The sequence below is a fragment of the Streptomyces sp. NPDC002680 genome (genome assembly GCF_042889145.1).
In the GTDB taxonomy this organism is placed as follows: Bacteria; Actinomycetota; Actinomycetes; order Streptomycetales; family Streptomycetaceae; genus Streptomyces; species Streptomyces adonidis.
In genome coordinates, this window is record NZ_JBIAQP010000017.1 from 213,045 (window position 1) to 236,052 (window position 23,008).

The window sequence follows — 23,008 nt, forward strand, 5'->3', positions numbered from 1 at the left end:
CGTTCCCATCCCTGGGGGCTGCCGCCCCCAGACCCCCCTTTGTCCTCAAACGCCGGACGGGCTGGATGTGGTGCCGGCCGGGGCTTGATCTTTCAGCGCGAGCCCAGGCATTTCAGCCCGTCCGGCGTTTGAGGACGAGGCCGTTCAGGCCGACAGCGGGGGTCTGGGGGCGGCAGCCCCCAGGGATGGGAACGGGTAGGGGCGGCGGGGGCGAGGAGGCCGGGCGTGCACCGATGTTGACCGTGGCCGACCCCCCCCTTGTGATCGTCGCCACAGAGACGGCGAGTGCCGAGCGGACAGGGCTGGTTGTGGAACTTTCCCTGCGTGACCGGATACGCGCCGGCGATCCGGAAGCCTTCGCCGAACTGTTCGGCGCGCATGCCCGGGCCGTCTACGGTCATGCCGCCCGCCTGTCGGCGGACCGGGGCACCGCCGAGGACGTGGTGTCCCTGACCTTCCTGGAGGCCTGGCGGCTCAGGGAGAAGCTGAGACCCGAGGCCGCGCCCCCGGACGAGGGCGCCGACGTGCCCGAAGGCGACGGGCTGCGCCCCTGGCTGTACGGCATCGCCACCAACGTCCTGCGCAACACGCGCCGCGCCGCCCGCCGGCACAGCGCCGCGCTCGCCCGGCTCCCCGACCGCCCGGCGGACCGCGACACCCTGCCCGACTTCGCCGACGACGTCGTCGGCCGTATGGAACGGGCCGAGCGGCTCGCCGCCGCGCAGACCGCGCTCGGCCGACTGCGCAGAGCCGAGCGTGAGGTGTTCGCCCTGTGCGTGTGGTCGGGACTGAGCTACGCGGCCGCGGGCGAGGCCCTCGGCGTGCCGGCGAGCACCGTACGGTCACGGCTCGCCCGCGCGAGGCAGCGGCTACGGACGTTGTCGGAGGCGGAGTTGGCCCGGCGCACGTCCGCGGATGTTCCGCCTCAGCCTCAGTCTCAGCCCCAGCGGAAAAGGCCGGGACTCGACCCGCGCACCGGACAGGTACCGGGTGGCCGTCGCCGAACGGCCCGGTCGACGACTCAGGAGAAGCACCGATGAACCCCGAAGAGCACGAGGAACTGGCCAGGCTGCTGCCGAGCCCGGGCGAGCCGGTCCTGACGAACGACCGCCACGACCTGCTGAAGGACCATCTGATGAGAGAACTCACCGAGCCGACCGCCCCGGAACTCCCGGAGCTCCCGGAATTCTCGGAACTTTCGTACGTCGCGACGACACCCGCCCGACGAGCGCGCACCCCCCGCCGCCGGTTCGCCGCCATCGCCGTACCCCTCGCCACGGCGGCAGCGATCGCCGCCGCGGTACTCGCGGGCGCCGTCGGGTCGGAGAAGGCCACGACCGACGCGGACGCGGTCGACCTCCTCAACCGCATAGCCGAGGTCGCCGCCGCGAAGGAGTCCGTGCCCGTCAGGGACGACCAGTACGTCTATGTCCGCACCCAGGGCGCCATGAAGTTCGCGGAGAAGGACATCCGGGTCCTGCGCGAGGCGAGTTGGACCGCCGTCGACGGCGAGCGCGAGGGACTGCGCCGGGTCACGGTGCTGGAGGGTCCGCCGTCCCGGCCCCGGGACCCGTTCTCCTCGTACTCCAAGGGTACGCACGACACGAGGCTGAGCCCCGACCCGAACGTCACCACGTTCCGTGAGCTTCAGGCGCTGCCCACCGACCCCGATGCGCTCCTGAAGAAGATCTACGCCGGCACGAAGGGGGAGGGCCAGACCAGGGAGAGCGCGGCCCTGGAGACGATCGGCGACCTGCTGCCCGACGCCACGCTCCTGCCCGAACTGGACGCCGCGCTCTACCGCGCGGCCGCGAAGATCCCGGGCGTCTCGGTCGTCGACGACGCCAAGGACTACACCGGCCGCTCCGGCGTCGGCCTGACGTTCGAGGAGCGCGACGGCCACACGGTCTGGGTCTTCGACAGGAACTCCCTCGACTTCCTGGGCTCGACGGACGAGGCACTGCTGGATGTCGGGGTCGTGGACGGGGCAGGCGAGATGCCGGCTCAATAGCCTCTGACCTGGCCTGACCGGCCGCTGGGTACGGGTGTGACCAGCGGCCGGTCCGTTCGGCGCGTCCTGCCGCCGCTTCCTGCCGCCGCTTCCCCGCTCCGGGACGCCCGTTACACGGCGGCGCGGAGCGGGGCCGTCGGCTCGGTCTTCTCGGCCGGTGCGAGGGTCAGTGCGCGTACCTGCGGGAGCGCAAGGGGGAGTACGGCGGCGGTCGTGATCAGCGCGGCGGCGGCCGCGAGCGTCGTACGCAGGCCGAGGAGTTCGGCGGCCGGGCCGGCGAGCAGATAGGCGACGGGAACGGGCAGGGTCTGGCCGAGTGCCGAGTACGACAGGGTCCGGCCGAGCCGGTCGCCGGGGATGCGTTCCTGGAGGAGCGAGGCCCACGCGACCATGGCGACCTCCAGCCCCGCTCCGGCCACCAGCATGGCGGTCACCAGCACGGGCAGGGGTATGCGCGCCGCTATCGCCGCGAGGGGCAGGGCCAGGGCGCCCGTTCCGGCGCACACGGTGACCCCGGCCCCGGACGGCCGCCACGCCAGGGCGAGCGCGGCCCCGGCGATCAGCCCGGCGGTGAACGCGGACACCACGACACCCCACGGCCCGGCGCCGCCCAGCACCCGCTCCCCGTACAGCGGGCCCAGCAGTTGGTAGCCGGCCAGCCACGCGGGCCCGATCAGCGCGGCCTGGCACACCATCACCGCCAGCCAGCGCCGGCCCGTCACCTCGCGCCAGCCCTCGCGGAGATCGGCGGTGAAGCGTGTGCGGGGCCGCGTCGTCCGGGGCAGTGGGCCGGCCCGGGTGAACAGGAACGCCGACGCGGCGAAGGTGACCGCGTCCCAGCCGATCGCCCAGGCCGGACCGGCCGCGGCGATCAGGACACCGCCCAGCGCGGGGCTCGCCGCCTTCCCGGTGTTCTGTCCGAACTTCAGCAGCGCGTTGGCGGTGTGCCACTGTCCCGCGGGTACGACCTCGGCGACGGCACCGTCCGCCGCCGGGGCGAAGAACGCTCCCGCCGCCCCGCACACCCCGGCCATCACCGCCAGCTGCCACACCCGGGCCGCGCCGGACACCAACAGGACGACGGCCGCCACCTCGGCGAACGCGCACACCAGGTTCGACCACACCATGACCCGGGCCCGGTCCAGCCGGTCGGCGACGACACCGCCGACCGGCAGGGCCGCGATCTGCGGGACGACACCGGCGGCGAGCACCAGGCCCAGGGCACGCGGGCCGCCGCCGATCTGCAGTGCCGCGAACGCGAGGGCGAGAGGAGCGACGGCCGAGCCCGTCCACGACAGCAGCCGGGCGGCGAAGTGCAGCCGGAAGCGGCGATGGGCAAGAGGCGCGCAGGCTCCGGCGAGCCGGACCCGCCATCCGATCCGCAGGACCGGCCTCACCTCCGCCGAGTCCGGCGGAAGCGTCCCGACCAGTTCCCCACTCCGCCCTGAGCCCACGGAATCCCAACGACGCCGACCATCGGGAGGATCGCTGCGACTCCAGGACAGCTGCCCGGCCCGGCCCGACCGCACCACGCCGACCCGAGGGCTCCTCCCGCCTCAGACGGGGACCCCCTCACGTTGCGGTTCCGCCTCGGCGAGGCGGGTCGAGCGGGTCCGGGTGCCGAAGACGGCCAGGACGATCGCGCCGACCAGCCACGTGCCGGCGATGAAGTAGAAGACGCTCTGGTAGCCGTGGCCGTTGTAGAGCGCCGCGACGATCAGGGGGCCGGCGGCGTTCGACAGCCGGCCCAGGCCGTACGAGACGCTCGTGCCCAGGGAGCGGCTGCGGGTGTCGAACAGTTCGGGGGAGTAGGCGTAGGCGAGGGCCGTGTAGCCGCGTTCGAAGAGGTTCACCAGGAAGCCGAACACGATGATGAGGGCCGGGTCGAAGGTGAGCCCGTACAGCAGGCCGCAGCCCGCGATGACCGTGCCGAACGCGACCAGGCACCACTTGCGTTCGAACCGGTCGGTGACCAGGGACGCCAGATAGCAGCCGAGCGGCGCGCCGACCGTGGTCAGGGCCACGTAGAAGACGGACTTCTCGACGCTGAAGCCCTCTTTGGCCAGCAGGGTGGGTGCCCAGCTGGAGTAGCCGAAGAAGCCGATGGTCTGCGTCATCCACAGCACGGTGAGGAGCAGGGTCGGGTACAGGTACTTCTTCTGGAGGAGCAGGCGGAGCGGCGCCTTCGCCGACGGGGTTTCGGGGACCGGGGGCGCGGGCTCGGGAAGGGGGCCGTGTTCCGCGGCGACGCTCGCCTCGATCTCCCTCAGGACCGCGTCCGCCTTGGCGTGCTCGCCCCTGCTCTCCAGCCAGCGCGGTGACTCCTTGAGGTGCCGGGTGAGCAGCACGAGCAGGATGCCCAGCGATCCCCAGATGTAGACCAGCCGCCACGACCAGTCGTTGAGCGGGACGACCGCGCTGGCGATGAGGTTGGTGACGGGGGTGCCGCAGATGCCGATGACGATGGCGTACGCCTGGAACTTGCCGCGGATCGCCGACGGATACATCTCGTTGATGTAGACGACGCCCACGACGGTCATCGCCGACAGCCCCGCCGAGGTCAGGACGCGGAACACACCGAGGGACACGAGGTCCCAGGAGAAGGCCGCCGCGAACGAGAAGACGCCGAAGAACAGCGTCGTCCAGAGCAGGGCCCGCTTGCGGCCCCAGCGGTCGGAGAGGGACCCGGCGACGATCGCCCCGACGAACATGCCGACGAACGAGAGCGAGGTGACGTAGGCGATCTGGTCGACCGTGATGCCCCACAGCTTGATCAGTTTCGGGGCGGTGGTGGCGAAGCTGTTGATGTCCGCGAACTCGAAGAAATAGGCGAACGCGACGGCGAGCAGGGTGACCTTGTGGAACCGGGAGACCGGCAGCCGGTCCAGCCGGTTCAGCGCGTTCGCGTGAGCCGTGCCAGAAGGTGTTGTGTCAGAGGTTGTCATGTCAGAAGTCCTCGCCGGGCCAGTACAGGCCCATCGGGTTGGCGACCAGGAGCTTGTGCCGCTGCTCTTCGGTGACCGCGATGTGCGGCAGGTGGTCGACGAGGAGGCCGTCGTCCGGCATGTGGGTGGTCAGGTTGGGGTGGGGCCAGTCGGTGCCCCACAGGACCCGGTCGGGGAACTCCTCGACGACGCGGCGGGCGAAGGGGACGACGTCGGTGTAGGCGTGCCGTTCGCCGTCCAGGGCCGGGGGGCCGGTCACGCTGAGGCGCTCGGGGCAACTCACCTTCACCCAGACGTCGTTGGCGTCGACGAAGCGCAGGAACCGGCTGAACTGCGGCCCGTCCACCGGCTGGGCAACGTCCGGCCGACCCATGTGGTCCACGACCAGGGGCACGGGCAACTCCCCGAAGAATCCCTCCAGTTCGGGCAGATCGACGCTCTCGAAGTACAGGACGACGTGCCAGCCCAGCGGGGCGACCTTCCTCGCGATCGTGCGCAGGTCGTCCTCGGGCGAGGCGTCGACCAGCCGCCGTACGAAGTTGAACCGCACCCCGCGTACGCCCGCCGCGTCGAGTTCGCGCAGCTCGCCCTCGCCGATGTCCGGGCGGACGGTCGCGATGCCGCGTGCTCTGCCGTCGGCCGCCCGGACGGCGTCGACCATGGCGCTGTTGTCCGCGCCGTGGCAGGTGGCCTGCACGATGACGTTCCGGGCGACGCCCAAGTGGTCGCGCAGCGCGAACAGTTCGTCCTTCCCGCCGTCGCAGGGCGTGTACTTCCGCTCCGGCGCGAAGGGGAACTCGGCCTGCGGGCCGAAGACATGACAGTGCGCGTCGACGGTCCCGGGCGGGAGCTGGAGGGTCGGCTTGGACGGATTCCCGTACCAGTCAAGCCAGTTGGGGCTCTTGGGGGAGATCCGTGATTCACCTGTGTGTCGGTTCACCGCCACGCCTCCAGGGCCGGCGGGGCGGTCGTGCAGTGACCGTGACAGTCAATGATCATTACGGCGTCCTTCTCAGGCTGTGCTGGGTGCCGTGCAGCCTGACCCCGCCCCGCACCCGCGGGGGAGAGGACCGAACGCAGAACTAACCTCCCCTTAACACTCCGGCGGGCGTGTGGCCGGTGTGGTCTACATTCGGCTGCGAACCGTGGCCGAGGAGGAGGTGGACGGGGTGCAGATACTGCTGGCCGAGGACGACGACGGCGTGGCCGCGGCGCTCGTCGAGGTCCTGTACGACCACGGTCACGTCACCAGACGCGTCCGCTACGGCAGGGACGTACTGACCTACCACCGCAGCTCCGACCTGCTCCTTCTCGACCTGGGCCTGCCCGACACCGACGGTCTCGACGTGCTGCGCACCCTGCGGGCCGTGAGCGACATGCCGGTCGTGGTCCTCACCGCGCGCGGCGACGAACGCTCGGTCGTACGAGGGCTGCGGCTCGGCGCCGACGACTACCTCGTCAAGCCGGTCCGTCTCGCCGAGCTGCTCGCCCGCATCGACGCCGTCACCCGGCGGCGCCCGGCCAAGGGCGCCTCCGCCGTACGGACCGTCCGCGCCGGCGATGTCGAGGTGGACCTCGACGCACGCCGGGTCCGGGTCGGCGAGGCCGAGGTCGAGCTGACCGCCAAGGAGTTCGCCATCCTCGCCGTACTGGCCGGACGCGCGGGCACCGCGGTCAGCCGCGAGCAGCTCCTCGACGAGGTGTGGGGCGACGCCTCCCACACCGTGTCCCGCTCCCTGGACGTCCACCTCACCCAGGTCCGCGCGAAACTCCGCCGCCCCGACCTGCTCACCACGATCCGGGGCTTCGGCTACCGCTTCGGGGACGACGGGAACTGAGGGCCGAGGCGTGCGCACCCGAGTCCAGGCCGCGCTACTACTCTTCGTCGTGATCGCGGTGGCCGCGTTCGCCGTACCGCTGCTGCTGTTCACCGCGTCCGACCGCACCCAGCAGCTGGTCCTCGCCCGCAGCGCCGACCTCGACCGCTTCGCTTCCCTCATGGACCAGGCCGCGGCGACCGGCGACACGTCGGCCGTCGCCGCAGAGGCGCGCCGCTACACCCAGCTGTACGGCGAACCCCTCGTCGTGATCGACACCCACCGCAGCCCGGTCGTCCAGACCGGCGGTATGCGGGCCGCCGATCCCGCCGTGGCCCGGCTGCTCGACGCGGCGCTGCGCAACCAGGCCGAGCATCCCGGGGGCGCGCTGCGCCCCTGGTCACGGGGGTCCCGGATGTTCGCCGAGCCGGCCGGCACGGGCACGCAGGTCTCCGGGGCGGTCGTCCTGCGGGCCTCGGTGGGCACCGCGGCGGACGACATCACCCGCCGCTGGGCACTCGTCCTCGCCGGTACGGCCCTGGTCGCCGTCGCCTGTACGGTCCTGGCCCGGGCGGCGACAGGATGGGTGGTCAGTCCACTGCGCCGCCTCGACCGGGCGGTCGGGCAGCTCGCGGCGGGCCTCCCCCCGGAACAGACCCGGACCGGCGGCCCGCCCGAACTGCGCCAGCTCGCGACCGGCTTCAACCGGATGGCCCGTACGGTCACGGCGGCCCTGGAACAGCAGCGCAGGCTGGTAGCCGACACGTCCCACCAGATGCGCAACCCCATGGCGGCACTACGCCTGCGCGTAGACGCCCTGCACACCCACCTCCCCGCGTCCGCCGACCGCACATACACCGGGGTCACCACCGAGCTGGACCGCCTGGAGACCCTCCTCGACGACATGCTGGCCCTCGCCACCGCCGAACACCGGGCCGGCGAACTGACGGTGACCGACGGCTCGGACGCGAGCTGCGACGCGGCGGCGGTGGCGGCCACCCAGTACGGCCTGTGGGAGCCGGTGGCCCACGGCGCCGGAGCCCACCTGACCCTTCGGACGACCCCGTCCCCGGCCTTGGCAGCCTGCACGGACCGAGAACTCGCCCAGATCACGGACATCCTGCTGGACAACGCGATCAAGTACGCGGGGCCGGGCGCCGAGATCACCCTGAGCTGTATGACGGAGGGCCCGGTCACAGTCCTCACGGTGACGGACGACGGCCCCGGCCTCGGCACGGAGGAACTGTCCCTGGCCACCACAAGATTCTGGCGCTCGTCCCGCCAACACCACAACGGCACAACGGGCACGGGCCTGGGCCTGCCCATCGCCGAACAGTTGCTGGAGGGACGGGGCGGCCGACTGGAACTGGGGGCGGCGGGGACACGGGGCTTGCGGGCGCGGGCGGTTGTGCCGCGGGCGCTGACGGATGGGCCGGCCGGTGTCCGTGCCGCCGGCGCCGACGCCGGTGGCTGCGACGGGGGTGAGTGGTGAACGGGGGCGTCGGGGCTGGTCGGTGGGAGACGGGGCGGGCCGTTGCCGGTTCCGGCACGGGCTCCGGTTCCGGTTCCGGCACCGGCACCGGCTTCGGCTCCGGCACCGGCTTCGGCACCGGCTCGGGCACGGGCTTCGGCACCGGCACCGGCTCGGGCACGGGCTTCGGCACCGGCACCGGCACCGGCTTCGGTTCTGGCTCCGGCTTCGGCTCTGACACGGGCTCTGGCTTCGGTTCCTGTTCCGGCTTCGGCTCCGGTTCTTGCTTCGGCCAGGTCGGCCGTGCCGCGTGCGGTGACCGACGGGGGTACGCGGTGAGCGGCGGCTCCGGCGCTCACCGATCGTCGGTCGGGTGGTGCGCCTCCGGTCCCGGCATCGGCACCGCTCCCGCTCCCGGCACCGCTCCCGCTCCCGGCACCGCTCCCGCTCCCGGCACCGCTCCCGCTCCCGGCACCGCTCCCGCTCCCGGCACCGCTTCCGGTCCCGGTCCCGGTCTAGGCACCACTCCCGCTCCCGGTCTCGGCACCCGCACCAGCACCGGCACCCGCACCCGCACCCGCTTCGGCTCGGGCCTCCGCAGAACCGCCGTCCTGGGGAACCCGCACGGCGGTGTGCGATGACCCGTCCCCGTCCCCGTCCCCGCCCTCGCCCCGTCGACCGCCGTACCCTCCTCCACGCCGCCCTCGGCACGGCAGCCGTCGCCGTGCTCGGTGGCGCGCTGACGGGGGACGTCTCACGGCAGCGTCCCGGGCCGAGTGGGGTTCTGCGGTTCGCGACCGGTGAACCCACGGCGTTCTACGAGGCGTTCGGCCGCCTCCTCGCGGCGGAGCTCGAAACGGCGTACCCCCGCCTGCGCTGTCGCGTCCGTACCACCGCGGGCAGTGTCGCCAACATCGAGCTGCTGCGCGACCGTCGCGCGGATCTCGCCCTGGTCCTCACCGACACCGCGCGGGCGGCCCAGGGCACCGCCCTCTTCCACCGCCCGGTGCCCCTGCGGGCGATCGGCCGGGTGTACGAGACCTACCTCCAGTTCGTCGTCCGCGCCGACTCGCCCGTGCGCGCGGTGTCCGACCTGGCCGGGCACACCGTCTCCCTCGGCGCGATCGGATCCGGCGCGGCCGTGCTCGGCGAACGGATCCTGCACGCCGCGGGCCTTTCCCCCGGCGCAGACGTCCCCGTACGGCACCTCCCGCTGGCCGACGCGGCCGACGCGATGCGGGCGGGTTCGGTCGATGCGCTGCTGGTCGCGGGCGGTGTACCCCTGCCCGTCCTCTCCGGCCTCGACGAACGCCCCGGCCTGCGGTTCCTGCCGCTGGCCGGTCTGCTGCCCGGGCTCGGTGGGCGTGACGGCCTGGCCGGTTCGGGCCTGGAGGAGGTGTCCCTGCCGCAGAGCGCGTACCGGACAGCGGGCGGAGTCGCGACCATCGGCGTGTCCAACCTGCTGGTGTGCCGCCCCGACCTGCCCCGCGCCGTCGCCGACGCGCTGACCCGCCTGCTGGTCCTCCGCGCCACCGCCCTCGTCCCCGACAACGCCGTCGGCACCCAGTTCCTCGACGTCGGCAGCCTGATCGGCACGGGCGGCATCCCCCTGCACCCCGGTGCGGTCGCGGCGTACCGCTCACTGCACGGCTGACCATGCCCGCGCCCGCACGAACGACTCCCCGGCTCAGCTCACCACACGCACGGCAGCTCCACCTCGATCACGGTCGGGCCCCCGACGGGGCCGGTCACCGTCACCGTCCCGGCCAGCGCGGCGACCCTGCGGCGTACCCCCAGCAGACACGGACCGTCGGCCTCGTCCGTAACCCCCCTCCCCTCGTCCCGTACGACGACCCTCAACCGGGCGCCGACCCGCGCGAGCCGGACCGAGGCCCGCCGGGTTCCGCCGCGCCGGGCGGCGTTCGCCAGTGTCTCGGCCACGACGAAGTACGCGGCAGCCTCGACCGCGGCCGGCACCCGCGGCCAGGCCCCTGGCCCGTCCTCCAGGCCGTCCGCACACATGGTGACGTCGAGTCCGCTGTTCGCGGCGAGTGCCCGCACCGCGCCGACCAGCCCCCGGTCGGTGAGGATCGGCGGATGGATGCCGCGCACGATGTGCCGCAGTTCCGCCAGCGCCTCCTGGGCCTGCTCCTGCGCGTCCTCCAGCAGCCGGTGCGCGACCTGTGGATCGCGGTCGTACGCACGTTGCGCGAGGCCGATCCGCAGGGACAGCGAGACCAGCCGGGCCTGGGTGCCGTCGTGCAGGTCCCGTTCGATACGGCGCAGTTCGGCACTGTGCGCCGCGACGGCCCCCGCCCGGGTCGCGGCCGGCTCGACGAGTACCGGCTCGACGAGTACCGGCTCGATGAGCCGCGCCTTCGGTCGGACGGTCTTGAGCTTGAGCAGGGCTCTGCTGAGGACGACGGTCCTGGTCCTGGTCACGAGCTCGTTCCCTTCGGCGCCGGGGGCGGGGTCAGGTCGGGGTCGGGGTCGGGGTCGGTGGGGATCCTCCGCCGGGCGATCGCGGGGAGCCCGTGCGCGCGATGTCTCAGGCCTTCGCCCGGCCGGCCTCTGCGGCCTCCGCGGCCTTCGCCGCGCCATCGGCGGTCGGCCCCTCCTGCGCGGTGGTGCGCCGGGCCGGAATGAAGGAAGCGACGGCGAAGGCGAGGACGGCCGAGCCCGCGCCGATGGCCATGACGACCCTGAAGCCGTTCTCGGCGGGCAGCGGATAGCCGCCGAAGTCGGTGGTCATCCGGGCGAGGACGACACCGGCGAGGGCCCCGGCGAAGGACGTACCGAGCGACCGCATCAGCGTGTTGAGGCTGTTGGCGGCGGCCGTCTCCGAGGCGGGTACGGCGTCCATGATGAGGGCGGGCATGGCCCCGTAGGCGAAGCCGATGCCCGCGCCGATGGTGCAGGCGATCAGCGTGATGTGCCAGACCTCGGACATCAGCACGAGGCTCAGGCTGTAGCCGCAGGCGACGATGACGGCGCCGCACATCAGCGTGGTCTTCGGGCCCTTGGCCCTGGTGAGGCGTGCCGACACGGCGGACATCGTCATCATCACCAGGCCCTGCGGCGCCAGGACCAGACCGACGGCCAGCATGGACCTGCCGAGGCCGTAGCCGGTGGCCTCGGGCAGCTGGAGCACCTGCGGCAGCACCAGGGACATCGCGAACATCGAGAAACCGAACGCCACCGAGGCGAGGTTGGTGAACAGCACCTGACGGCGGGCGGTGGTCCGCAGGTCGACCAGCGGCTGGTCGGTGCGCAGCTCGTAGAAGCCCCAGGTCGGCAGGACGAGGACCGCGGCGGTGAACAGACCGAGCGTGGCGGGACTGGCCCAGCCCCAGTCGCCGCCCTTGGAGACGGCCAGCAGCAGGGAGACCAGACCGGCCGCCAGCCCGAGGGAGCCGACCAGGTCGAAGCGTCCGCCGGTGCGGACCGTGGACTCGGGCACGACGACCGTGACGAGTACGGCGGCGACGGTACCGAGCGTGGCGGAGGCCCAGAAGAGCAGATGCCAGTCGAACCGGTCGGCGAGAAAGGCGGCGGCGGGCAGGCCGAGGGCACTGCCGATGCCCAGCGAGGCGCTCATCAGCGCGGTCGACGCGGCGAGCCGCTCGGCCGGCAGTACGTCCCGCATGACGCTGATGCCGAGCGGGACGACGGCGGCGGCCAGACCCTGAAGGGCACGGCCGACGATCATCGGGACCAGGGAGTCGCTGAGGGCGCACACGACCGCACCGGTCACCAGCAGGGCGAGACTGACCAGCAGCATGCGGCGCTTGCCGTACATGTCGCCGAGCCGGCCGGCGACCGGGGTGGCGACGGCGGCGGCGAGCAGCGTGGCGGTGACCGCCCAGGCGGTGTTCGACGCCGACGCGTCGAGCAGCCTGGGCAGCGAGGGGAGGATCGGGATGACCAGGGTCTGCATCAGCGAGACGACGATCCCGGCGAAGGCCAGCACCGCCACCACCAACCCGGCGACATCGGCGCCCGCTTCGCTGGTCTCGCCGGCCGGCTCGGACTTCATCGTGGCCATGGGGAACTCGCTTTCTGGAACCGCTGGTTTCGCGGGAGTCGAGGGGGCGGACGGTCCGGCCGTCAGGCGGCGGACCAGCCCTCGTCGACGGGCAGGACGGTGCCGTTGATGTGGGCGGCGGCGTCGGAGGCGAGGAACACGATGGCGGCGGCCTGCTCCTCGGCGGTGGCGATACGGCCGATGCCACCGAACCGGGGAGCGAGGACGTTGTCGCCGTGGGTCTCGGGCCGGGCGGCGACCGAGAAGTCGGGCCCGGTGCCGCCGGGGGCGATGGCGTTGGTACGGACGCCGACGCCGACGTAGGTCACGGCGAGCGACCTGACCAGGCCGAGGACGCCGTGCTTGGCGGCGGTGCAGGCGGCCCCGGCGATGCTGCCGCGCAGCCCGGCCTCGGCCGCCGTGAAGACGATCGAGCCGTGCCCCTCGGCCATCATGTGCGGCAGCACGGCGCGGGTCAGCAGGAACGGCGCCGTCAGATTGACCTCGATGACGCGGTACCACTCGGCGTCGTCGGTCTCGCTGACGACCGACATCCGGTCCAGGATCGCGGCGCTGTGCACGAGGACGTCCACGCCGCCGAAGGCCTCGACGGCGGTGTCGACGACCCGGTGCACGATCTGCTGGTCACTGAGGTCGCCGACGACCGCGAGGGCTGTGCCGCCCACGTCCGCGACGGCCTTGACGGTGTCTTCGGCACCCGCCCGTCTCACATCCGCGACCAGCACGTACGCGCCCTCTCGCGCGAACCGTACGGCCGCGGCCCGGCCGGCGCCGGACCCGGCACCGGTGACGATGACGCTGTGCCCTTCAAGACCGGTGCTCATGGTGGGTGCTCCTTCTCGGCCGGTTGTGTCTGCCTCGGACCCGGCGGTGGGGCAGGGGTTGTCCCGGCCGCCGGGCCCGAAGGAAGCGCCGTTCCCCGTCCCCACGGGACGCGGCGCGGTGGGGGCACCCCCGCTCAGGGCGCCCCCGGTCAGAGGGGGTGGGCTATCAAGAAATATCGACAGATATCAGGTGATATCAGGGGTGTTACGGTCGGCGGCCGAGCCTGATCTGGTCCGTCCCGTGGCCGATGTGGGCGACGACGAGCCCGGCGGCCGACACCTCGGCGTACTCGGCGGTGTGGTAGCGGAAGCTCTGCCCGGAGTTCGCGCCCTGTCGTGCCTCGACCGTCCACCGCAGCTCGTGGAAGAAGAACCAGTCGTCGAAGTGCCGCTGGACGACCTCGATCGAGCGGACGGAGTACGCGTCGTAGAAGGCGTCGAGGTGGGCCCGCAGATCGTCCTTGGTGTGCATCTCGGGCAGGGTCCCGGAGTGCGACACGTAGTCACGCACGCCCCCCTGGATCTCGGGGTGCGCCTTCTCGACGATCGCGTCTACATCGCCCTTGCGGTACGCGTCGAGCAGGGTCCCGTGCAGTTCGGCCACGGCATAGCGGCAGGCCAGCACCCCGTCGGCTGCGTCTCCCGGCATGCTCTCCTGCTGGGTCCTGCCCCAGAACAGCTCGCCGGTGATGCCCTCGGAGCCCATCGTCGGGAAGATGACGACGACCGGCCGCTCGCTCTCCTCACCGGTCGTCTTGAGGCGCCCGCGCCCCCGGCCGCTGACGAACGTGTACCAGGAGGCGTTGATCTCGGCCACGGGGCGGATCGCCACCACGGCGGCGTAGCGGTGCATGCCGCGGTAGGACGCGGCGATTTCCTCGAACGTGGTGACGATGCGCTGGGTCGGGAGTTCCTTGCCCTCCTCGACCGAGGGACTGACGGTGTACGCGTAGGGGCCGCTCGGCGCCAGCGTCGCCAGGATGTCGTCGATGATGTCGACGTACTCGGCATGGACGTGCTTCCACGCGGTCTCCGAGGTCTGCACCTGCAGATCCGACACTACGAGCAGGTCCTCGACCTTGGCCCGATCCTTCATGATCTTCCTTTCTGGGGGGCGGGAAGCCCCGAAGGTGTGGGGGGAGTGGGGGGTGTTGGGGAGTGGGGGAGGCTCATGCGGGGAGCCGCACGCCCCCGGAGCAGGGCAGAGGTCCGCTACGGCGGTGAACTCCCCAGTGGGAAACAGAGGTTGATGGCGGATCAGGTCCGCGGGCCCATCGAGTCGTTGACGTCGTTGACGTCGTTGACGTCGATGGGTCGGTCGCCGGCGTCGTGGACGTCGCGCCGGCTCAGGCCGAGGGCGAGCCGCTACGGCTCGTTCGGCGCCGGGTGGGGGGTCGTGCCGTACCTCCGTGCTGGTGTGCAGGTCGTTCTGGTGTGCCGGTCGTGCTGTGAGGCGGATGTGCGCCCCTGTCGGACATCCTGGTGGAGTAGTCCACTTGGCCGCAGGGCACGAGCGCTTCCCGGGGGGAATCCCTCACGAACGCCGGAGGAGCCCGGTGAGACGGCCCTCCATCACGGCCAGGGCCAGGTCCAGCCGTGAGCGGCAGCCCGTCTTCGCGAACACCTGGGTGAGGTTGTTCTCGACGGTCTTCTCACTCACCTGGAGTTCCCTGCCGATCTGCCGGTTGGTCAGTCCCCGCCCGACCAGGGCGGTGATGCGCCCTTCCAGGCCGGACAGGCCGACCGAGCCGTCACGATCGTCGTCGTCGCAGGCCGGAGCCGTGCCGGACGCCCGCATCGACTCCGTGATCGCCGTCCGGTGGAGGCCGTCGCCGAGGCTCCGGGCGATGTCGTGGGCCTCCTGGTGCCAGGGACGCGGGTCGTCGGCCAGGAACGCGACGGTCATGCACGCCCGCAGCAGCTCGCTCCGGCCGCCGTGCTCGCGCAGGAGGTCCACGGCCGTGTGCGCGCTGACGAGGTCACGCTCGGCGAAGGCGCGGACGATGAGCGAGGCGGCTTGGAGCCCGGTACCGCCGAGCCGGGCGTACCACTCCTCCGACCGCGCACGCAGCCGGGGCAGTAGCACCTGACGCCCGCCGTTCCCCCATTGCGCGAACGCGAGCCGGACAAGCAGCCAGTCGACACCCACCGAGCTTCCCTCGGCGGCCTCTTCCACCGGCTCCTCGCAGAAGGCCCACCCCAGTTCCCGGCAACGCTCCCACTGCCCGGTCCGGTAGGCGAGCCCCATACCGGCCCAGGTGCGCAGAGCGGGAAACGGACAGTCGCCCCCCGCAAGCCCCAGCCACGCGGCACTCCGCTCGAAGTCGCCCACGGTCGAGTGCACCTCCGCGGCGATCAGCCGGACGGCATGATGGACGGGGGTCCGATACGGCCCCGCCAACTCGAGCGCACGGGCTCCGGACGGAATCCCGGCCCAGTCCCCGTCCCGATAGTCCCGCACGATCCGCGCGTACGCGGCCAGCGGCCCGGTGACCGGTTCACCGTAGCCCGCCACCCCGACCACCTGCCGGAAGAGCCCGACCGGATCGAACCGGTCGGCACTCGTCCCCTCCGTGCCGGGCGGGCCGTCCCCGGGTGTCCAGCCAGGGCGGAGACAGGAGAAGACGTCCCCGACCTCACGAGCCCGGAGCGGCACCCGCCCCCTGAACCAGCGGTCGGCGAACTCCAGCGCGGGGCTTGCCGGTTCACCGCCGCTCGGTTCGCGGGCTGCCGGGTCGGACCGGTCGTGGTCGGCCTCGCTTGCCTGGAGCGGCTCTCGTCCGGTGGGCGAGTGGTCGGTGAACTCGGGGGCAGGGCTTGCCGGTTCACGGTCGGTCGGTTGGCGGGCTGCCGGGTCGGACCGGTCGTGGTCGGCCTCGCTTGTCTGGAGCGGCTCTCGTCCGGTGGGCGAGTGGTTGGTGAACTCGGGGGCGGGGCTTGCCGGTTCACCGCCGCTCGGTTCGCGGGCTGTCGGGTCGGACCGGTCGTGGTCGGCCTCGCTCGCCTGGAGCGGCTCCCGTCCGGTGGACCAGCGGTTGGCGAACTCCAGCGCGGGGCTTGCTGGTTCATCGGCCGCCCGTTCGCCGCCCGCAGGTTTGTCGGCTGTCGGTTCGTGGCCCGCCGGTTGGCTGTCTGCGGGTTCATCGGCCGCCCGTTCGCCGCTCATCGGTCCACCGGCTGCCGGATCGTCGGCCGCCGCTCCACCGACCGCCGCTCCACCCGCCGCCCGGCCGTCGCCGTCGGCCAGCCCCTCGCGCACCCCCTCCGCCACCGGGCGCCCGGTGTGTACGGCGGCCAGCGCGGCGTACGCCGCCAACTCCGCACGTCGGCGACCGCCACCGCCACCGCCACCGTCGGAGTCGGCGCGCACCGCCTCCGCCACCGCTGCGGCGAGCCCCTCGTAGTCGCCGATCCGCGTCAGCAGCGGCAACAGCGTGTCCAGGACGCGCGAGTGCGCCTGGTCACCCGGCTCGCAGTGCCGCAGGGCGGCCCGGTACCAGCGGGCGGCCATGGTGGAGCAGGCCGGGAGCACCCGTGCGGCCTCGCGCTCCAGGAGCGGTACGACGGAGGGGGTGACCGGCAGTGCCGAGCCGGCGAGCGCGATGTGCTCGGCCGTGACCATCGGGTCCTGCGACGGCTCGCGCCCGCCGCGCAGCAGGTGTTCGGCGAGCGCGCGATGCACCTCGGCCGCCTCGCCCCGGGCCGTGCCGGGCAGTACGGCGGGAACCAACGCCGGGCAGGGAACGCGCAGGACCCCGTACTCGTCGCAGACCAGTGCTCCGACGGCGACGAGACGGTCCACGGTGTGGCCGCAGGCGGCGAGTTCGTGGCCGGTGGCCGCCGCGAAGTCCGGCAGGTCGTCCATGGCGAAGCGGCCGGCCGAGGCGGTCAGCGCGAGCACCTGGCTCCCGATGCCACCGCACTCCGCGACCCGCCGCACCAGAGGGTGGTCGACGGGCAGCGCCAATCCGGTCGCGGGATCGCTCAGACACAGGTGCCCCTGGAACCGGACGAGGCGCCCGTCGAGGCGGAGCGCCTCGAAGGTGTCCAGGACGGTGCCCGGGTTTCCGGCGAGCGGACCCAGCGCGGAGCGCAGCGCGAGTACCAGGGCCGCGTCCAGCGGCTCGCGGGCGGCGTCGGCCAGCAGGGCATCGATCCGGTGCTCCGGCAGCGGACCGAGGTCGACGACCCGATCCGCGAAGCCGCTCAGCGAACCCGACCCAGACCCCCACCCCACCCCCGCCCCCACCCCAGTCGGCCAAGCCCCCCACCCATCCTCCCGATACGTCGCCACCACCGTGCAGCCGACGCGATGGGCGGCGGCCACGATGAGCGCCGGATCGGGAGCCGCGTGCACGTCGTCGATCAGCACGGCGCCGGGCGCACTCCCGCTCACGTGCCCGAAAAGCCGTACCAGTTCGGCGAAGAGGGTGGACCGCGCACGGGCGGACCCGTAACTCTCCGGCCTGCACAGCCGGTTCACCGCCGCCATCGCATCGGCCGGCGGCGAATCCCCGAGGTCGGGAAAGGCGTTCCGGAACCCTTTCAGTACCGCACGCGCGCCGAACAGGTCCCACCGCGGAATTGCGGCGGCGGAACAGTGAATCCGTACGATGCCTGGGCCACGGGAACGCCACGTGCGGTGGATTTCCTTCAGCAGGGTTGTTTTCCCCATGCCGGGCTGTCCGCGGACAACGAGCAGCAGAGCGCGTCCGGACACCTCGTCGACGGCCGACAACTCGGCGTCTCTGCCGGACACGGCCCCACTCCCTGTCGTCACCACCGGTAGGACGCGGCCGGTTAGCATCTGGTTGACCCCGGTTGCTCAGCGAGGATTCATGCACACAGCGCATAGCGTCCCGCCCTACGAACGCGTCGCCCTCGAAACGGTCGCGGCGGTCCATACGTCCGGAACCCCGAATCTCGTCGTGGTGAGCGGGCCCTCCGCGCTCGAACTCGGTTCCGTTCTCGATGAGTTGTCGGCACGTGACAGGAATTTCCGGGAGAAGGCCGTCGGCCCGCCCCCGGAAATGGTGCGCATTTCCTTCGAGGATTCTTCACCGAAAATTCCCATGGTCGACAGGTTGCTCCGGCGCGTCGCCGCAGGCGAGAAACGCCCGATGATCCTGGTGCTCAGACATCTCCAGCACCTGTCCCCGGACGAGCTGTTCTCGCTGGAACACGTGATCCGGCAGCTGGACGGAACGAACACGCGCTGCGTGTGCACCGTCACGCTGCCCGTGCCGCGGGCCTCCCGCGCCGCGTTCGCGGCGGTGGCCGGCCGGCTGCGGGAGGACGGTCTGGTCCACCACGTGAACCTGCGCCCGCTGTCACCGCGCCGGCTCGGCGCCATGATCACCGCCGAGCTGGAGGCCAGGGCCGAGCCGGCGCTGGTCGCCTGGCTGTGGGCCATGACCCGGGGCTGGCCCGCTGCGGCTCGCGCGGTGCTGCGGACCGCCCGGGACCAGGGCCATGTCCGGGTGGTCGACCGGCACGCCCATCTCGTGAGCGGCGGCTCCTGCGCGTGCCCGTCCACCATCGGCGAACTGGTGCTGCCCGTCCGTGAGACGGACGGCCGCGCCTGGGAGGTCGCCAAGGCCGTGGCCGTACTGGGCCCGCTCGGCGAGGCCGTGCCCCGGCTGGTGGCCGAGGCACTGTCGGTCACCTCGGTCACCGAGCAGGAAGCCCGTGACCTGCTCGCGCGGCTGGCCGACGCCGGCGTACTGCGCTACCGCCGGTCGGACTCCGCCTGGGAGTACCGGCTGCCACTGGCCGGGGCCGCCGTCGGGGCGTCGCTCGGCCCCTACGAGCGCCGGAGCCTGGCCCGGATCGCCGTGTCCGCGCTGTGGCGGGGCACCGGGCGCTGCGCCGACCCCGGCTACCTCCCCGAGCAGCTCGCCGCCGCCGGACGGCTGGTGGACCCCGAGCGGGCCAGGGCCGAACTGCTGGCCGCCGCCGAGCGGTTGGCACGCCACAACGGCGACGCGTACGACGACCACCGCGCCGTACGGTGGCTGCGCGCCGCCGCCGAGCTGACCGCGGACCCGGTGGAGCGGCCCCGCCTGCTGCTGGAGCACGCCAAGATCTGCCTGGCGCAGGGCAGGCCCGAGGAGGGGCTGAACTCCTTGCGGCTCGTCCTGCGGGCCCATCGCGCCACCCTGCGCCCGGACCAGCTCCTCGACGCCTGCTTCGCACACCTGGCCGCCCTGTACCGGGCGGGCGAGCTCGCCACGCTGGAGAGGATCGCGGCCGACGGCACGCTCCAGGACCACGACTCGGCCGGACAGCTGGAGCGTGCCCTCACCCGCGGATGCGCTCTGTTGCTGCTCGGCCGCTGGCGTGAGGTCCGCGACGTGCTGGGGGCGGTCCGGCGCCACGACGAGAGCGGTCTGGCCGAATGGAGGGCCGAATTCCTCGTCGCGACGGCGGAGTTGTGGCTGGGCAGCACGGACGGGACGGACCGCAGCACGGCCACCCTGCCCGCCCGCCACCGTGCGGGAGGCGTCACGGCCGCCGAGGTGCACTCGCGGGTCGGCGAGCTGCTGACACTGGGCGAGATCCGCCGGGCCGAACAACTGCTCGCCGACACGGGACGTACCCCGGGACAGCTGGGCCTGCCCAGCCGGATGCTGGTCGCCCTCCACCGGGGGCGTCCACGGGAGGCGATGGACCTGGCCCGCCGGAGCGCGGTCACCGGCGTGCACACCTGCGACGCCGTCCAGAGCGCGATGTACCACCACGCGGCGGTCCAGCTGGTCTGCGGCGGCAGACTCACCCGGGCCCGCGAACTCCTCGCCCTGGCCCGTGCCAGACAGCCGATGCTGCCCCATCTCCTCGATTCCGCACAGGCGTTGTGCGACCTGGTCAGGGGAGAGACCGGACAGGCCCGGTCGCTGCTGCGGGCGGCCGTGTCCCGCGCCGAGTCGGACGGTGTGGTGGCGGGCACCGACCTGCTGTGGCTGCGGGTGGCCGACGTCGCGACGCACATCGGCAGGCCCGAGGTCCTGACGGAGTGCCTGGCGAAGGCCGAGGTGGTCGCCCGCAGGCTGGGCACCGAACGGGCCGAGATGACCCGCCTCGTCCTGCACGCGGCCGTGCACAGGGACCAGGGCGCCGCACGGGCCGCGAGACACCTGGCCCAGCAGCGGCAGCAGCTCCAGGAGGAGTGTGCCGTACTGGCCCACCTGATCCGCTACGGCATGGGCGATCCTGCGATGGTGCGGGACACGTACGCCATGCTCGGCGAACTGGACGCGCTGATGCCCCGCTTCTGGCTGCGCCCCCTCATGCGCACGTACGGGGTGGCGGTGCCGGGGCGGCAGGCCACCGCGGAGGAGAACGAGCGGCTGCTCGCCGTACTCGTCTCCGAGGGCCTGACCAACAAGGAGATGGCCAGGATCCTCCGCACCAGCGAGAAGAGCGTCGAGGGACGGCTGTCGAGGCTGTTCTCCCACACGGGCCACGGCTCACGGGTCGAACTGGCGATGGCGATGCTCACCGGCCGCCTCCACCTCTGACCACGGCTACGGCTATGGCTACTGCGCATGCAGTAGAGGCGTACCGGCGGCCGAACGAAGACGGACGGGGGCCGCGCGGACAGCCTGGAAGGGTTCCCGAGTTCGGATGTGGAGACCCTCCTGTGGCTGTCTTTCTCGATCGACTGGGCCGGCTGGCCTTCCGGCGCCGCTGGCGCGTCCTGTTGTTGTGGGTGGTGGCGCTCGTCGCCGCCGGAACGGCGTCGGCGCTGGCGCCCGCCGCACCGGACGGCTCCTACTCGATGCCGGGTACGGAGTCGCAGCGGGCGTTCGACCTCATCGAGCAGCGCTTCCCGGGCGTGAGCGTCGGGAGCAGCGCCGAGGGCGCGAGCGCGAAGATCGTGTTCGTGGCGCCGGACGGCCAGAAGCTCACCTACGAGGCGAACCGTGCGGTCGTCGACGAGGTCGTGGGCCGGGTCGCCAAGGTCGACTAGGTCGTCCGCGCCGCCGACCCGTTCGAGGCGGACGCGGTCAGCGAGGACGGGTCGACGGCGTACGCGTCGGTCACGTTCGAGGTGAAGGCCAAGGACGTCAGCGACACCGCGAAGCAGGACCTGGAGCAGGCCGTCGAGGCGGGCCGGGACGCGGGCCTGACGGTCGAGGTCGGCGGTTCCGTCCTGGCGACCCAGCCCTCGGGCGGTGCGACCGAGCTGGTCGGCGTCGTGGTGGCGGCCGTCGTCCTGCTGCTCACGTTCGGTTCGCTGGCGGCGGCCGGGCTGCCGCTGCTGACCGCGCTGATCGGCGTCGGGATCGGCACCGCGACCATCCTCGCCCTGAGCAGCGCGCTGGGCCTGTCCAGCGCCACCAGCACACTCGCGCTGATGCTCGGCCTGGCGGTCGGGATCGACTACGCGATGTTCATCGTCTCCCGCTACCGCGAGGAACGCGCCCGTGGCCTCGCACCGGAGGACGCGGCGGGCGTGGCCGTGGGCACGGCCGGATCGTCGGTGGTGTTCGCGGGCCTGACCGTCGTGATCGGCCTGGCCGGGCTGTCGGTCGTGGGCATCCCGACCCTGACCCAGATGGGACTGGCCGCGGCCGGCACGGTGGCCCTGTCGGTGCTGGTCGCGGTGACCCTGATCCCGGCCATGCTCGGGATCTTTCCCCGCGCTGTCCTGGCGCGCTCGGTACGCTCCGGCGCGCTTGAGGGGAACGGGCCGAACATGGGCACCCGGTGGGCCCGTCTGATCGTCCGCCGCCCCCTGCCGGTACTCCTGGTGGCGGTCGCGGCCCTGGGCGTGATCGCCCTCCCCGCGGCGCAGCTCCACCTGGGCACGGCGGGCGACGAGTCCAAGCCGACCTCGACGACCGAGCGCCGCGCGTACGACGACCTGGCCAAGGGCTTCGGCCCCGGCTTCAACGGCCCGCTGACCATCGTCGTGGACGCCAGTACGGCCGACGACCCCAAGGCCGCCGTGGCCGCGACCGCCAAGGAGATCGCCGGGACAGCGGGGATCGTGTCGGTCTCGGCGCCGAGCTTCAACAAGGCCGGAGACACCGCGATCTTCTCCGCCACCCCGGCCACCGCACCCACCGACGAGCGGACCGTCGACCTGATCCACACCCTGCGCGACGACCGCCCGGCCATCGAGAAGGCGACCGACGCGACGTTCATGGTCAGCGGGAGTACGGCGGGCAACATCGACAGCGACCAGAAGGTCCAGGGCGCCCTGGTGCCGTACCTCGGGCTCGTGGTGGGCCTGGCGTTCCTGCTGCTCCTGATCGTGTTCCGCTCGGTGCTGGTGCCGCTCAAGGCGGCCCTGGGATTCCTGCTGTCGGTGCTCGCGGCCCTGGGCGCGGTCGTCGCCGTCTTCCAGTGGGGTTGGCTCGCCGGGCTGCTGGGCGTGGACCAGACCGGCCCGATCATGAACACCATGCCGATCGTCATGGTCGGCATCGTCTTCGGCCTCGCCATGGACTACGAGGTCTTCCTCGTCACCCGCATCAGGGAAGCCCACCTCCAGGGCGAACGCCCCGGCCAGGCCATCGTCTCCGGCTTCCGCCACAGCGCCCGCGTGGTCGTCGCCGCCGCGGTGATCATGATCTCGGTGTTCTCCGGCTTCATCGGCGTCAGCGAGACCCTCATCAAGATGATCGGCTTCGGCATGGCCATCGCGGTGCTGTTCGACGCGTTCGTCGTACGGATGACCATCGTCCCGGCAGTCCTGGCCCTGCTGGGCGAACGCGCCTGGACGATGCCTCACTGGCTGGAACGACTCGTCCCCCAGGTGGACGTGGAGGGCCACGCCCTGACCCACGATGCGGTTACCAAGGCTCAATCGATCGACGAAGCGGAGCGAGTGGATCTCCCGGCCCGCTGAGCGGCGCGCCCCTTAGGGGCGCGGGGAACTGCGCGACAA

At 72.5% G+C, this 23,008-nt stretch carries 14 protein-coding genes and 2 pseudogenes; 8 read left to right on the forward strand and 8 right to left on the reverse strand.

The window, feature by feature from the left end; all coding sequences use genetic code 11:
- Positions 1-308 precede the first annotated feature (308 nt).
- Both ACFYXF_RS37420 and ACFYXF_RS37425 read left to right on the forward strand, forming a co-directional pair.
- Positions 309-1,040 (forward strand): RNA polymerase sigma factor, encoded by a 732-nt coding sequence (locus ACFYXF_RS37420; RefSeq protein ID WP_389356423.1) that lies wholly within the window; start codon positions 309-311, stop codon positions 1,038-1,040.
- Positions 1,037-2,011, forward strand: a complete 975-nt coding sequence (locus tag ACFYXF_RS37425; protein ID WP_389356424.1) for a CU044_5270 family protein — start codon at positions 1,037-1,039, stop codon at positions 2,009-2,011. The genes ACFYXF_RS37420 and ACFYXF_RS37425 overlap by 4 nt, the downstream gene beginning before the upstream one ends.
- A 110-nt stretch (positions 2,012-2,121) precedes the next feature.
- Here the strand turns inward: ACFYXF_RS37425 and ACFYXF_RS37430 are convergent, their stop codons facing one another.
- From ACFYXF_RS37430 to ACFYXF_RS37440, 3 genes are all read right to left on the reverse strand, one after another.
- A complete protein-coding gene (locus tag ACFYXF_RS37430) occupies positions 2,122-3,408 on the reverse strand; it encodes an MFS transporter (RefSeq protein WP_389356425.1) in 1,287 nt (428 codons plus the stop codon).
- 159 nt (positions 3,409-3,567) lie between these two features.
- On the reverse strand, positions 3,568-4,956 hold the full coding sequence (locus ACFYXF_RS37435) for an MFS transporter (RefSeq protein WP_389356426.1): 1,389 nt from the start codon (positions 4,954-4,956) through the stop codon (positions 3,568-3,570).
- A gap of 1 nt (position 4,957) precedes the next feature.
- Positions 4,958-5,896, reverse strand: a complete 939-nt coding sequence (locus tag ACFYXF_RS37440; protein ID WP_389356427.1) for an amidohydrolase family protein — start codon at positions 5,894-5,896, stop codon at positions 4,958-4,960.
- Between the two features lie 229 nt (positions 5,897-6,125).
- Here ACFYXF_RS37440 and ACFYXF_RS37445 point away from each other — a divergent pair, with 229 nt between their 5' ends.
- The 4 genes from ACFYXF_RS37445 to ACFYXF_RS37460 are packed head-to-tail and all read left to right on the forward strand — an operon-like array spanning position 6,126 to position 9,898.
- Positions 6,126-6,794 carry a response regulator transcription factor gene (locus ACFYXF_RS37445; RefSeq protein WP_389356478.1) on the forward strand — a complete coding sequence of 223 codons (669 nt, stop codon included), beginning with the start codon at positions 6,126-6,128 and terminating at the stop codon, positions 6,792-6,794.
- Positions 6,795-6,804: 10 nt separating this feature from the next.
- A complete protein-coding gene (locus ACFYXF_RS37450) occupies positions 6,805-8,265 on the forward strand; it encodes an ATP-binding protein (RefSeq protein ID WP_389356428.1) in 1,461 nt (486 codons plus the stop codon).
- Positions 8,262-8,885 (forward strand): hypothetical protein, encoded by a 624-nt coding sequence (locus ACFYXF_RS37455; RefSeq protein ID WP_389356429.1) that lies wholly within the window; start codon positions 8,262-8,264, stop codon positions 8,883-8,885. The genes ACFYXF_RS37450 and ACFYXF_RS37455 overlap by 4 nt, the downstream gene beginning before the upstream one ends.
- Positions 8,882-9,898: a TAXI family TRAP transporter solute-binding subunit gene (locus tag ACFYXF_RS37460; protein WP_389356430.1), complete on the forward strand. Its 1,017-nt coding sequence runs from the start codon at positions 8,882-8,884 to the stop codon at positions 9,896-9,898. Before ACFYXF_RS37455 ends, ACFYXF_RS37460 begins: the two co-directional genes overlap by 4 nt.
- 38 nt (positions 9,899-9,936) lie before the next feature.
- Here the strand turns inward: ACFYXF_RS37460 and ACFYXF_RS37465 are convergent.
- The 5 genes and pseudogenes from ACFYXF_RS37465 to ACFYXF_RS37485 form a co-directional block, all read right to left on the reverse strand.
- A pseudogene (locus tag ACFYXF_RS37465) lies at positions 9,937-10,659 on the reverse strand (sensor histidine kinase); the annotation flags it as partial.
- Between the two features lie 133 nt (positions 10,660-10,792).
- Positions 10,793-12,280 (reverse strand): MFS transporter, encoded by a 1,488-nt coding sequence (locus tag ACFYXF_RS37470; protein WP_389356479.1) that lies wholly within the window; start codon positions 12,278-12,280, stop codon positions 10,793-10,795.
- Between the two features lie 71 nt (positions 12,281-12,351).
- The gene (locus tag ACFYXF_RS37475) at positions 12,352-13,113 is read right to left on the reverse strand and encodes an SDR family NAD(P)-dependent oxidoreductase (RefSeq protein ID WP_389356431.1); all 762 of its coding nucleotides are present in this window, start codon (positions 13,111-13,113) and stop codon (positions 12,352-12,354) included.
- A 205-nt stretch (positions 13,114-13,318) separates the two neighbouring features.
- Positions 13,319-14,209 (reverse strand): hypothetical protein, encoded by an 891-nt coding sequence (locus ACFYXF_RS37480; RefSeq protein WP_389356432.1) that lies wholly within the window; start codon positions 14,207-14,209, stop codon positions 13,319-13,321.
- 438 nt (positions 14,210-14,647) lie between these two features.
- On the reverse strand, positions 14,648-17,872 hold the full coding sequence (locus ACFYXF_RS37485; protein WP_389356433.1) for an AAA family ATPase: 3,225 nt from the start codon (positions 17,870-17,872) through the stop codon (positions 14,648-14,650).
- Positions 17,873-17,951: 79 nt separating this feature from the next.
- On the opposite strand from ACFYXF_RS37485, the gene ACFYXF_RS37490 reads away from it, so the two are divergent.
- Positions 17,952-20,630, forward strand: a complete 2,679-nt coding sequence (locus ACFYXF_RS37490; RefSeq protein WP_389356434.1) for a hypothetical protein — start codon at positions 17,952-17,954, stop codon at positions 20,628-20,630.
- Positions 20,631-20,752: 122 nt separating this feature from the next.
- Positions 20,753-22,969 (forward strand): annotated as a pseudogene (locus ACFYXF_RS37495) (MMPL family transporter).
- The last annotated feature ends 39 nt before the right edge of the window (positions 22,970-23,008 follow it).